Here is a 12,633-nt window from a genome sequence, read left to right as displayed (position 1 = left end):
ATCATCTGAATCGGCAGTCCTTTTCTTGTTATTTCATAAAATTTTCAGTCTTATCCAATCCTTAGTCCTTAAAAGAATGACGGTTTTCCGGCGTCATGTTCTTTATAAGGTCTTCTTTCGAGCGGTTCTTGAAGTCTTCAATTTCACCCTTTACAGCCTTATGGAGCTGTACCGTTACCTGTTCATCCTGATGAGAGTAGTCTTTGAAGGACAGTTCCAAGGTCCCGTCTTTCTCTGCATAGGTAAAGGTCAGGGGATTTTCCGTCGTCGTCGTCAAGGTGTTGTCTTTTTCCGTCGCCTTGAGGTTCATTTCTTTCATCGTCGTCCACTCATACTGCTGGTTGTCTTGGTTGACCAGGCTGTCGATCAAGCCCGGGTCGGGAATATCTTTTAATTCCCAGTTGCTCCGTTCCAAGCTGACCGTATAACCATCGTCGGTCTTTTCGATATTAACATCGTAGACGCAGTCCATTTCTTTCGGAAAACCCGTCTTCCCGTAGCCGACCCATTGGCCGGAATAGTCAATACTCTTCGAATTGAAGCAGCCGCTGATAAGGGCGACCACAAAGATGCTGACAGCTGCCAGGACAGCCAATTTCATGAATTTTGACAGTGAACGCATTCGATTACCTCCTTAGGTTGTAACATGATTCCCTTAATCGGTGAAGGAAAAGTTTCTCCCCAATTTATTCAACTTATCGATCAGTTCTTCTTTTTGGCGGTTCTTGAAGGAATCCAAGTCACCCGTCGCATCGTTACTCTTCTGCAGGGTGATGATGGAATCGCCGGTCTTATATTGGAGTTCTTCTTTTTCTTCGTTATAGGTCAGGGATGCCTTGTCGCTGCCGGAAATTTCCAAGGTATTGTTCTGGAGATTCGCCGTCAATTTTTCCGTTTCATTCTGCCAACTGTAAGAGGCGCTGCTGCCGCTTATGCTTTCCTTGGCATTCCAATAAGAGCGGGTCTGGTCGATGGTGTAGCCGTTGCCATTGCCGTCTTTTTCGATTTTCAAATCATAAAAGCAGTCAAAGTCGGTCTGTTTGTAGCGACCGGAACCGGTCCACTCGCCGGCAAATTTGTCGGAGCTGCCGCAGCCGCTGAGGACGGCCATGGCCAAGACGGTGACGGCCACGACGACGGCCAGTTTCATAAATCGTGAGAATACATTCATATGGTTGCCTCCTTTTTTACCACCATAAAACGCTATAAGGACTCTTCCCCTATAGGGAAAAGGCTTACACTATTTAAATCGTGCCGACAGTGATTCATGCCTGTGAAAGGAAAACAGCTGCCATGATCGGATCCCCGGGACTCGCTGTGGAGTCCCTCCGATGTTAGCCATAGTAAAAGACGAATTTCTCATTTATCTCATTACTATATAACATAGAAAGCCGGATTCTGTCAATACAAAGTGTGTCAAAACCGATAGATGTACGGCCTCTGTCTTCCCTTTTCAACGCTTTCAGCAGCTCAAAAAGACGGATGGAAGCAACAAAAAACACGCCCTGCCCAAAAGGACAGAGCGTGCTGATGGTGTAACTAAGATGCGAGACGGAGACTACATGTCTTTCAGCCGTCCGACTTCACTCTTCGGTCTTACCCGTTTATGACCAAAGTTTTCGACGATGATGAACATCATAGGAATGAGGAAGACGCCGACGATGGTCGCAACGGACGTACCGAAGACGACAGTGATACCCATGTTGACACGCGAGGCGGCACCGGCACCGGAGGCCATGGCCAGCGGAATGGAGCCGACGACGAAGGCCAGGGACGTCATGATGATCGGGCGCAGACGGATCTTAGCGGCTTCAATGGCAGCCGACACGGGATCCATGCCGCGCTCATCGACACGGACTTTGGCGTATTCGATGATCAGGATGGCGTTCTTCGCAGCCAGGCCGATGACGGCCAGGATACCGATTTGGAAGTAAATGTTGTTCTGCTGGCTCAGGAGGTAAGCAAAGAGAGCTGCCCCAAAGACACCGGCCGGCAGACTGAACAGTACGGCAAAGGGAACCTTCCAGCTTTCATAAAGGGCTGCCAAGACGAGGAAGACGAAGAGGATGGCCAAGGCAAAGACGTAGACCGTCTTGTTGCCGGCTTCGATTTCTTCACGGCTCATGCCGCTCCATTCGTAGGCATAACCTTCGCCGAGGGTATCCGCAGCGATTTCTTCCAAGGCTTTAATGGCATCACCGGAGCTGTAGCCATTGGCCGGAGCCCCTTGGATGGTAATCGCCGGATAGTCATTGAAACGAGTGATGATCGATGCCGATCCCATCGGTTTCGGACGAACGAAGTTCGATACCGGAACGAGCTGGTTGCTCGAGTTGCGGACATAGATATGGTTGTTGGCATCGACGGTTTCACGGAATTCCGGAGAAGCCTGGACGATAACCTTGAAGTTACGGCCAAAGATGGTGAAGTCATTGACCTGATAGGAACCGTAGAAGGACTGGAGCGTCGAATAGAGGTCGCTCAGGGAGACGCCTTCACGGGCGACTTTGTCGCGGTCGATTTCGAGCTCATAGCCCGGCGTGTCCGCAGCAAAAGCCGTATAGACCGAACCGATTTCCGGACGCTGACGGGCAGCGGCGATGACTTTCTGTGCCGTTTCTGACAGTTCTGCCGTCGTATGGCCGCCCCGGTCTTCAAGCTGCATGGTGAAGCCCGACGACGTACCCATGCCGTCGATTGGCGGCGGGTTTAAGGCGATGATCGAGGCCTGGGGAATCTGGGCGCCGCGGGCCATGATCTTACCCATCAAAGCGTCAACAGAGAGATCCTTCGTCGTTCGTTTATCCCAGTCGTCGAGGCCGATGAAGGCAGCGGCTGCATTCGGCTTCTGGCCGCCTGCCAGAAGGCCGTAGCCGACGATATTCATGGCCGTCGATACGCCGGGCTGTTCTTTGAGCCAGTTGCCCATTTCTTCACTGATTTTCTTCGTTTCCGTCTGAGAAATACCTTCCGGAAGGGTGATATCCATCATGACGAAAGCACTGTCTTCAGCCGGTACGAAGCCCGTCGGCATGACCCGGAAGACGCCGAGGGTGGCCGCACTGATGACGATCAGGAAGACGACGCACCAGCGCAGGTGGAGCTGCAGGTGAGCCAGGATCTTGCCGTAGCCTGCGATGAGGCGGTCAAACCATTCATTGAACTTATTGAAGAATTTGTAAATTTCCTTGGGGTTTTCTTCCGGCTTATGGATATTCAAGATGGTCGCACACATGGCCGGCGTCAGGGTCAGGGCGACGAAGGCCGAAATGAGGACCGAAACGGCAATGGTCAAGGCGAACTGGCGGTAGAGGATACCGCTCATGCCGCTTAGGAAGGCGACAGGGATGAAGACCGAAGCCAAGACGCAGGCGACGCCGATAACCGGGTTCTGTACGTTTTCCATGGCGATGATCGTCGCCTCTCGCGGACTTCGGGCGTTATATTTAATTTCATATTCGACGGCTTCGATGACGACGATAGCATCGTCGACGAGGAGGCCGATGGCCAAGACCATGGCGAACAAGGTCAGGGTGTTGATAGAAAAGTCGAGGACGGAAAAGAGGGCAAAGGTCCCGAGAAGAGATACGGGGACGGCGATCAACGGAATGAGTGTCGACCGGCCGCTCTGGAGGAAGAGGTATACGATGAGGGCAACCAGGAGCAGGGCTTCGATGAAGGTCTGGATAACTTCTTCAATGGAGGCCCGGACGAACTTGGTGCTGTCGTAGACGACTTCATAGTCCATATCGGACGGGAAGGATTCCTTGGCCTTTTCAAGGACGGCTTTCGCACCGCTGACAGACTGCATGGCGTTGGCGTCAGACGTCAGGCTGACCATGAAGCCGGCAGCATTACTGTCATTGAGTTTGGACGTGACGCTGTAGTCTTTCGAACCTAAGTTGACTTCCGCTACGTCGCCGACGCGGACCATGGTCCCATCGGAGTTGGTACGGATGATGACGTTGTTAAACTGTTCGGCCGTTTGCAGACGACCGTCGGTACGCATGGTGTACTGATAGGTCTGGTTGTTGGCCGACGGCTGAGCGCCGATGGTACCGACGGCAGCCTGGGTATTCTGGGTCGAAATGGCCGAGATGACGTCTGTCGGCGTGACGTTCAGGATACTCATCTTCATCGGATTGAGCCAAATACGCATGGCGTAGTCCGAACCGAATTCTTGGACACTGCCGACGCCGGGAACGGATTTCAAGGCATCCATGAAGTACTGGGTCGCATAGTTCTTCATGAACGTAGCGTCGTACGAGCCATTTGGCGAAACGAGGGCGAATACCATGGCCATGGAGCTGGTCGACTTCTGGACCGTAACGCCCGTCGCCGTAACTTCCGACGGCAGGGTCGAAGAAACCTGGCTGACGCGGTTCTGGGTATTGACCGTATCCATGTCGCCGTCACTGCCCGTTTCAAACTGGGCCGTCAGCGAATAGGTCCCGTTATCATTACTGGAGCTTTCCAAGCTGACCAGGTCGTCGACACCGACCATTTGGCGTTCGATGACGCTGGCGACGGTCGTGCCGATGACTTCGGCGTTTGCCCCGGGGTAAGATGCTGAAACGCGGACCTGCGGCGGCGTAACGTTCGGGTACTTCGCCACCGGCAGGGTTGCGATGGAAAGCAGACCGAGGATGGAAATGATCAGGGAAATGACGACGGCGAAAATAGGCCTGTCAATAAAAAACTTTGATATCACGGTCTCGCCTCCCTACTTGTTTGACGACGAGTCAGCGGCCGTATTGGAGTTATCGTTGTCGATATCCGCCTTGGTCAGCAAGTGCTGATCGAGGGTAGCTCCCTTTGCTTTCTGATAGCCGTCGACAATAATGATATCGCCGCTCTGAAGTCCGCTGGTGATGATCCAGAATTTACCGACCTTCTGGCCCGGCGTGACTTCACGAGTCTGAGCCTGTCCGTTGCCGTCGATGACGGAAACGTAGTATTTACCGAGGGTCTGCTGAACAGCCCGCTGCGGTACGGACAAGGCATTGCGCTGAATGCGAGTATCGGAAACGACCGTAGCATACAGGCCGGGGATGAGCAGGTTTTCCGGGTTGTCAAAGACGGCTTTGACGATGATCGAGCCGGAATTGCCGTCCATGCCGTGGTTGATCTGGGCAATGCGGCCTTCATAAGGATACATCGTACCGTCGCTCAGGCGAAGCAGGAGATGGTCGCCCCAATTACTGCCGTCTGCCCCCTGTTTGGTCATCTGAAGGTATTCGGCTTCACTGATGGAAAATTCGACGTAGACCGGATTGCTCGACGAAATGGTAACCAATGCCGTGGAACCGGCCGTCGCAAAGGTGCCGATAGGCACGTCGTCGACGTTCAGCTTGCCGCTGAAAGGTGCATAGACGATGGTATCATCGACGTTATCCTGGGCGGCATCGACCTGGGCCGCGTTAGCCGCGACGACGGCTGCCTGCTGGCGCGTAGCCGCTTCCTGGTCGGTTACGGTCTGCTGGGGAACGGCATCCTGACTGGCCAGAGCCTGGTAACGGCGGAGATTGAGCTGCTGATTGGCTAAATTGGCTTCGGATTGAGCTTGGGTTGCCTTGGCCTGAGCTAAGGCGGCATCATAGGTACGGCTGTCGATGCGGAACAAGGCCTGACCGGCCGTGACATCCTGACCGCCTTGGACGTACTTTTCTACGACGCGGCCGGAAATCTTCGGCTGAACAGGAACCTTATCCATAGCCGATACGGTACCGCTGTATTCGGCTCGAACGGGCGTGTCTGACGCGACGACTTTATACGTATTGACAGCAACGGGCGCTTTAGTTGCGTCTTTATCAGCACCACAGCCGGCCAAGAGCGCCGCAGCCGTCAGGACGGCAACGCTCATCGTCGCAAGTTTGCGTTTTTGTATCATCTTTTTTTTCCTCCTATTTCTTTCGATTCCTGATTTTTAATGCCGTATAATAAGACCTTTATACAACGCTTCATATAGTCACTAAAACTGGAATCTTGATTGACATCATTGAAATAATCGATGATATCATCGGCTGCGCTGTGCAGCATGCGCAATAACAGGAGCTTGTCAAAGGGCTTGAATTCTCCCGTCTGCTGAGCTTCATCGAGGAGCTGTTCCAAGAGACTCCAATCCTTTTTGTAGCGGGACTGCAGGCGTTCCCAGACGTCGGGCATCTTCACTAAAAGATCGCAGACCTTCCGGACCGACAAGACCTGCCAGTTTTCATTGGGCACGTCGAAATAGGCAATCAGTTTCTCTTCACAGGTCAGACGATCGTCGTCGACGAGCTCCCGATGGTATTGGTAGACCCTTTCAAGAAACGAACTGATAGCTTCTTCCACGATTTCCTGTTTTGACGAAAAATATTCGTACAAGGTTCGCTTACTGATGCGCAGCTTGCGGGCTAAATCATCCATGTGAAACTCAGAACCATGCCGGTCGATTTCACGCAAGGCTTCCGCCAGAATCTTGGCGCGGATATCTTCTGTCATTCAAACACATCCTACTCACAAAAAAATATAACATGCTGTCTCTGAAACTCAAACATAAAACTCAGTACCAATTTATAGTTTAATATACCGTACCATATAAGTCAATATACGGCTGTAAACAAGTTGCAATTATTACTTTTCCAGTTCGCCGGCCAATTTCCGGATGGGCAAAAACCGGTATAACAAAGCTCCGCAGGCGGCGCCGAGGCAGGTATTGGGTAAAAAAGCAACGATAAAAAACCACAGGGCCACGGCTTTGGAATCTAAGACGAAGGCCGCCACGGGATAGGCGATGAGGCCGCCTAAAATACCGGTCCCGATGATTTCACCGGCAACGGCACCCCAGATGGAACCGGTCCTTTTATAGAGGATACCGGCCAGGGCAGCGCCGATCATGCTGCCGGGATAAGCCAGGACCGTCCCGACGCCCATGGCCATGCGAATGGACGAGATGCAGAAGGCACCGGCCGTCGAGTAACGCCAGCCGACGAGGACGGCTAAGAGGACGTTGATGAGATGCTGCAGGGGAAAGACCCGGGCCCCGCCGAAGGGAAATGAAACGAAGGGAGCCAGTAAGACCCCGATGGCGATGAAGATAGCCGTCACCGTCATTTTCTTGAGTTCAACATTGTTCATTGGCAATCATAACCTTTCCATACTGTTGCAACAGATCTGTATTCAAGCTGTAAAAGGCGTCGAAGAGACGGGCGTGGAAGGAACCGGGGCCGGCACTGCCCCCATTTTCAAAGGCCAGTTCCCCGCCGATGCCCATGGCCGTGACGCCGGCGACGGCTGCCGTAAAGGCATCGCTGACAGCGGCAAAGGAGCCGATGAGGGACGACGTCATGCACCCCGTGCCGGACACATAGGTCAGCATGGGGCAGCCGTTATGGACGGCAGCCGTCCGTTTGCCGTCGGAAATGAAGTCGACGGCGCCGGTAATGGCGATGGTCGTTCCCAGTTTCTCGGCGAGGTCGGCCGCTAAGGTAGCGTCGACGGGACGGACCAGGCTGTCGACGCCGAGGTTGCGGCCGCTCTGATGGTCAGCCAGGCAGGTGATTTCTGCCGCATTGCCGCGGATGACGGCCATCGGCAGTTCCCGGACCAGGCGCAGGGCCGCTGCCGTGCGAAAGGTCGTCCCGCCGGCGCCGACAGGATCGAAGATGATGGGGACGCCCTTATCCGCTGCAGCCTTTCCGGCCAGGATCATGGCCTCGAGAGTCCACTGCTGAAGGGTTCCCAAGTTGAGGACCAGGGCCTTGGCAGCCCCTGCCATTTCGGCCACTTCTTCGACAGAATTGGTCATCGTCGGCGAAGCGCCGATGGCCAGGGTCGCATTGGCGCAGTCGTCCATGGTGACAAAATTCGTAATGTGATGAATGAGCGGCCGTTCCCGGCGCAGTACGGCCAGGTTCGAGCCGGCTTCTTCGAGAAGCGTCATCGCCCCCTCCCCCTTTATCTATAACTTTTTACAATAAATACCGGATGTAACATAGGCTGCCTCTCCTTACGCTTCGTCGTCGCCTTCATAGGCAGCGGCGTTCTTATCGAAGAGGGCATCGGCAAACTGGGCGGCATCGAAGGGGCGAAGATCGTCGACGCCTTCGCCGACGCCGACCCAGCGGACGGGAACGCCCAATTCTCGTTTAATCGACAGGATGACGCCGCCTTTGGCCGTGCCGTCGAGCTTGGTCAGGACGACACCGGTCAAGGGAACGACGTCGCCGAAGAGCTTGGCCTGGCTGACGGCATTCTGCCCCGTCGTGGCATCGAGGACCAAGAGCGTTTCCTGCGGAGCCCCGTCGATGTTGCGGCCGGCAATGCGGGCCATTTTCCGCAGTTCTTCCATGAGGTTGGACTTGGTCTGCAGACGGCCTGCCGTATCGACCAGGAGGATATCGGCATTCCGCGCCTTGGCCGACGCCGTAGCATCGAAGACGACGGCGGCCGCATCGGCCCCTTCCTGGTGCTTGACGATGGGGACGCCGACCCGTTCAGCCCAAATGGTCAGCTGTTCCGAAGCGGCGGCCCGGAAGGTATCGCCGGCAGCCAGCATGACCGATTTCCCCTGCTCGCTGTAGTATTTGGCTAACTTGCCGATGGTCGTCGTCTTGCCGACGCCGTTGACGCCGACGATGAAGATGACCCGTGTACCGTCCGTTTCCGGTACGGGTTCGTCGTTTTCATTGAGTAAGTTGACGATGCACCGTTCGAGATAAGGGACGACGTCGTTTCCGTCTTTGATGTCCCGGTCTTTGACGCCGGTACGGATTTGGTCGAGGAGGTATTCCGTCGTTTCGACGCCGATGTCACCGGTCAGCATGACCGCTTCCAAGTCGTCATACATGTCGTCGTCGATCTTGGCATAGCCACGGACGACGGTCTCTATATTTTGAATGAGTGAGTTTTTTGTCTTTTCTAAGCCTTTTCGAAGTTTTGAAAAAAATCCCATAATCATGTTCCTTCCTTTAATAATTCATCTACTTTGACCGACAACAGCCGCGATACGCCCTTTTCTTCCATAGTAACGCCGAGAAGGGTATTGGCCGCTTCCATGGTCTTGCGGCGGTGGGTGATGACGATGAACTGCGTCGAGCCGCTGTAATTCTGGAGATAGCGGGCCATGCGCTCTACGTTGGCTTCGTCCAGGGCTGCATCGACTTCGTCGACCAGGCAGAACGGCGCCGGGTGAAAGGCCAGAAAGGCCAGGAGCAGGGCGATGACCGTAAGGGCCCGTTCGCCCCCGGAGAGGAGGGTCAGGGACTGCTGTTTCTTTCCCGGCGGCCGGATGTAGATTTCTACGCCGGACTCTAAGATGTGTTCCTTATCGGTCAGGGCCAAGTGGGCCGTGCCTCCCTCAAAGAGGCAGCTGAAAATCTGCTGGAAATGGACACCGATTTCCTGAAAGGCTTGGGCGAACTGGTCGGCCATGGCCTTATCGATGTCGGCGACGACGGCCCGCAGCTTTTCTCGCGACTCTTCCAAGTCGCGGCACTGCTTCTGATAAAACTGCTGTTTATCAAGGGCAGCCCGGTAGTCGTCTTCCGCCGACGGATTGACGGTGCCTAAGGCAGCAATCTGTTCCTTTAATTGACTGACCTTGTCGTGAAGCTCTTTCAGGGATCCTTCACGGCGCCGGTCCATGGCTTCCTGCCGGCTCAGGCCCTGCATGGCCAGTTTTTCTTCATGATGGCCGATATCGCTTTTATATTTTTCCATCTGGATGTCGGCGGCGTTGAGGCGCTGCTGCCAGGACTGACTGCGCCGGCGCAGGTCATCGACGAGTTCGTCCAGGTCATGGCTCTGCCGGAGCCGTTCGCTGCGGCTCTCATAAAAGGCTTCTTTCTCCTGGTCGGAACGGTCGGTCTCAGCCTTTTTCACTTCTATATTCCGGGCCAGGTCCTGTAAGAGCTGTTCCGTATTCCGTCGGCGCTCACGAAGTTCCTGCTGCCGCTTCTCCAGCGCCTGCTGCTGATTTGTCAGTTCGTCCTGCCACGACGCGTGCTGGGACAGCTGGTCGTCACAGTGGCGGACCTGTTCTTTCAAGGTCGCCGCCGTAATCTGGCATTCCGTCAGATTCTTACGGCAGCGGTCAGCTTCGGCCTTGGCCGCATCGGCAGCAGCCTGCCAGCGGTGGACGTCGGCCTGCGGTTCTTTTTCCATGGCCGAAAGGGCCTCTTCTTTGGAAACGAGGTCGGCTTGGATATCGGAGCGGGCCATATCGAGGGCTTCGACGCGCCGGTCCGTATCGGTCACGGCTTTTTCAAGGTCCGTCAGTTCCTTGTCGAGCTGCTGTACCTGCCAGTCAGCCTGGCCCGCTTCCTGCTCAGCCTTTTTCAGGGCTTCTTCGGCCCCTTCCAAGGCCTTTTTCCCTTCTTCCGCAGCTTGGCGCAGGTCCTTGCCCTTCACCGTCAGGGCCTTAAGCTCTTTTTGACCCTCATCGATTTTCTGCTGCAAGTCTTCCATTAAAGCCCGGCGGCTGATGAGGGATCCTTCCTGATTCCGCGTACTGCCGCCGGTCAGGGAGCCGCCGGCGTTGAACTGCGTCCCGTCGAGACAGACGATGCGCAGACGGTGGCCGTATTTCTTAGCGACGGCCGACCCCGTGTCCATCGTATCGGCCAAGAGGGTCTTTCCCAATAAAGACGTAAAGACCGTCTTATATTTTTCTTCATAGGTAATGACATCAGAGGCAAAGCCCAAGATGCCCTTTTCGGAAACGGCCCGTTCTTCGTCGGCTGTCCGCGTCCGGTTTCTCAGGGTATCCAGAGGAAGGAAGGTCGTCCGGCCGGCTTTCTTTTCTTTCAAATAAGAAATGGCCTGTTTGGCCGCCTCTTCGTCTTCGGCCACGACGTGGCGGGCCGCGGCCCCCAGGGCCACATCGACGGCGACGGCAAATTTACCGGGAATGCGGCACAATTCGCCGACGGCGCCGCAGAGCCGACTCCGCCAGGGCTGCTGCGCCGTAAGGACGACCTTGACGGCCCGGCCCAGCCCTTCGTGTTCCTGTTCCATACTCTCTAGGACGCGGATGCGCTGCAAGGCGCCGTCGACATCGCTGCGCAGGCGGCGATAGTCCTTTTCGACGCCTTCCAAAAGGGCCTGCTGCTCAGCAGCAGCTTCCTTCCGGGAAGAAAGGGCGTCTTGGCAGGCCTTCACTTCGTCCTGCCAATGGCTGCGCTTCTCTTCGACGTCCTGACGCCGCTCTTTGGCGTCTGCCAGAGCCTTCTTCTTTTCTTCAAAAGCCGTCACGGCTTCTTCACCGGCGTCGGCGTTTTCATCGAGGCGGCGCCGCAGATCATCGCGGTCGCGGCGCAGCATGAAGGCGTCACGGCTGCGGTTGGAATTGGCATCGACATGCTGCTGCAGGTCACAAGCTGCCTGTTTCGCCTTGGCTTCGGCTTGTTCCACCAAGGTCTCGGTCAGGGCCAGGGCCTTTTGAGCGGCTGCCAGTTCGGCTTCCTTTTGCTCCTTCTGGCCCTGCAGTGCTTTCTGCCGATCCTGCCAAGAATCCCGCCGTTCTTTGAGCTGGGCCTCTTCCCGATCATCATCGGCCTGGCGCTCAGCCAGTTCTTCCTGATGCTGGACGCAGGCTTCCTGACGATGAATGAGGCTGTCCAATTCGTTGTGGGCGGCCATGGCGGCCTCATCGAGGCGGCGCAATTGTTCTTCTTCTGAAGCCATCGCTGCCATCAGGGCTTTGCGCCGCTGTTCGGCCTCGGCCAATTCTTTGGAGGCTTCCTGTTCTTCCGCCGACGCCGCCTGGCGGCTGTTTTCGGCTTTGGCCAGGAGGCGTTCGCTGTTGCGCAGTTCCTGAAGGGTCACTGTGCCTTCATAGGCCAGCCGTTCGCCGTCTAAGACCCGGAACTGCTGCAGTGTTTCAGCTTGCTGCTGCAAAGGCCCCAGCTGCTCTTCAAGGACGCCCGTGAGGTCGCCGATGCGTTCCAAATTGCGTTCCGTTTCGGCAATTTTTCGCAGGCCTTCGGCTTTCCGGCCCTTAAAGCGGCTGATGCCGGCCACTTCTTCAAAGATGACCCGCCGTTCTTCAGGCTTGCTGTTCAAGATGCGGTCGACGCGGTTCTGACCGATGACGGCCATAGAATCCTGACCGATACCGGTGTCGGCAAAGAGGGTGTGGATATCCTTTAAGCGGCACGACCGGCGGTTGATATAGTATTCGCTGTCGCCGGAGCGGAACAGACGCCGGGTTACGACGACTTCCGTAAATTCCGTATCTAAGGCATGGTCGCTGTTATCAAAATAGAGCGATACTTCGGCCGCGCCCTGCGGACTCCTGCTTTCCGTACCGGCAAAGATGACGTCTTCGGCACGCTGGCCCCGCAGTTGGCGGATGTTCTGTTCCCCCATGACCCAGCGGACGGCATCGGAAATGTTGCTCTTGCCGCTGCCGTTCGGGCCGACGATGGCCGTAATGCCCTCATCGAAGGTTAAGACTGTCTTATCTGCAAAGGATTTGAAGCCTCGCAGCTCCATTTTCAATAACTGCATGATGTTTTACTCACTTCATTCGGCATGGGTACGAATTCTCTTGTCATACGCAGGCCTCCCCTTATTTTTTCGTATAGTTATCATACCATAATTAGCCGCCCGTCGCCAGCCGCACATCTCGCTGCCGCGGCCACCCAAAGA

Annotated in this window: 9 protein-coding genes; all 9 read right to left on the bottom strand. The window is 55.4% G+C overall.

What is annotated here, in order from left to right:
• Nucleotides 1-61: 61 nt before the first annotated feature.
• Nucleotides 62-622, bottom strand: a complete 561-nt coding sequence (locus tag QZQ46_RS05220; RefSeq protein WP_296827512.1) for a hypothetical protein — start codon at nt 620-622, stop codon at nt 62-64.
• Between the two features lie 33 nt (nt 623-655).
• Nucleotides 656-1,171 carry a hypothetical protein gene (locus QZQ46_RS05215; RefSeq protein ID WP_296827509.1) on the bottom strand — a complete coding sequence of 172 codons (516 nt, stop codon included), beginning with the start codon at nt 1,169-1,171 and terminating at the stop codon, nt 656-658.
• 387 nt (nt 1,172-1,558) lie between these two features.
• The gene (locus QZQ46_RS05210) at nt 1,559-4,711 is read right to left on the bottom strand and encodes an efflux RND transporter permease subunit (protein WP_296827506.1); all 3,153 of its coding nucleotides are present in this window, start codon (nt 4,709-4,711) and stop codon (nt 1,559-1,561) included.
• 12 nt (nt 4,712-4,723) lie between these two features.
• On the bottom strand, nt 4,724-5,890 hold the full coding sequence (locus QZQ46_RS05205) for an efflux RND transporter periplasmic adaptor subunit (protein ID WP_296827504.1): 1,167 nt from the start codon (nt 5,888-5,890) through the stop codon (nt 4,724-4,726).
• A complete protein-coding gene (locus QZQ46_RS05200) occupies nt 5,887-6,483 on the bottom strand; it encodes a TetR/AcrR family transcriptional regulator (protein ID WP_296827500.1) in 597 nt (198 codons plus the stop codon). The genes QZQ46_RS05205 and QZQ46_RS05200 overlap by 4 nt, the downstream gene beginning before the upstream one ends.
• Nucleotides 6,484-6,615: 132 nt before the next feature.
• Nucleotides 6,616-7,119 carry an energy coupling factor transporter S component ThiW gene (thiW, locus tag QZQ46_RS05195; protein WP_296827498.1) on the bottom strand — a complete coding sequence of 168 codons (504 nt, stop codon included), beginning with the start codon at nt 7,117-7,119 and terminating at the stop codon, nt 6,616-6,618.
• Nucleotides 7,106-7,924: a hydroxyethylthiazole kinase gene (gene thiM, locus QZQ46_RS05190; RefSeq protein ID WP_296827495.1), complete on the bottom strand. Its 819-nt coding sequence runs from the start codon at nt 7,922-7,924 to the stop codon at nt 7,106-7,108. Before thiM ends, thiW begins: the two co-directional genes overlap by 14 nt.
• Nucleotides 7,925-7,990: 66 nt before the next feature.
• Entirely contained in the window at nt 7,991-8,935 is a 945-nt protein-coding gene (gene ftsY, locus QZQ46_RS05185) for a signal recognition particle-docking protein FtsY (protein WP_296827570.1), read from the bottom strand.
• A gap of 2 nt (nt 8,936-8,937) precedes the next feature.
• Nucleotides 8,938-12,492 carry a chromosome segregation protein SMC gene (gene smc, locus QZQ46_RS05180; RefSeq protein WP_296827491.1) on the bottom strand — a complete coding sequence of 1,185 codons (3,555 nt, stop codon included), beginning with the start codon at nt 12,490-12,492 and terminating at the stop codon, nt 8,938-8,940.
• Between the last annotated feature and the right edge of the window lie 141 nt (nt 12,493-12,633).

It is taken from the genome of uncultured Megasphaera sp. (assembly GCF_900539295.1).
In the GTDB taxonomy this organism is placed as follows: Bacteria; Bacillota; Negativicutes; order Veillonellales; family Megasphaeraceae; genus Megasphaera.
Note: the sequence above shows the minus strand (reverse complement) of the source record. Positions and strands in the feature narration are given on the sequence as shown.

Coding starts and splice junctions, on each gene's coding strand:
- QZQ46_RS05220 (WP_296827512.1), bottom strand. CDS start 622: ATGCGTTCACTGTCAAAATTCATGAAATTGGCTGTCCTGGCAGCTGTC.
- QZQ46_RS05215 (WP_296827509.1), bottom strand. CDS start 1,171: ATGAATGTATTCTCACGATTTATGAAACTGGCCGTCGTCGTGGCCGTC.
- QZQ46_RS05205 (WP_296827504.1), bottom strand. CDS start 5,890: ATGATACAAAAACGCAAACTTGCGACGATGAGCGTTGCCGTCCTGACG.
- QZQ46_RS05200 (WP_296827500.1), bottom strand. CDS start 6,483: ATGACAGAAGATATCCGCGCCAAGATTCTGGCGGAAGCCTTGCGTGAA.
- thiW (WP_296827498.1), bottom strand. CDS start 7,119: ATGAACAATGTTGAACTCAAGAAAATGACGGTGACGGCTATCTTCATC.
- thiM (WP_296827495.1), bottom strand. CDS start 7,924: ATGACGCTTCTCGAAGAAGCCGGCTCGAACCTGGCCGTACTGCGCCGG.
- ftsY (WP_296827570.1), bottom strand. CDS start 8,935: ATGGGATTTTTTTCAAAACTTCGAAAAGGCTTAGAAAAGACAAAAAAC.
- smc (WP_296827491.1), bottom strand. CDS start 12,492: ATGCAGTTATTGAAAATGGAGCTGCGAGGCTTCAAATCCTTTGCAGAT.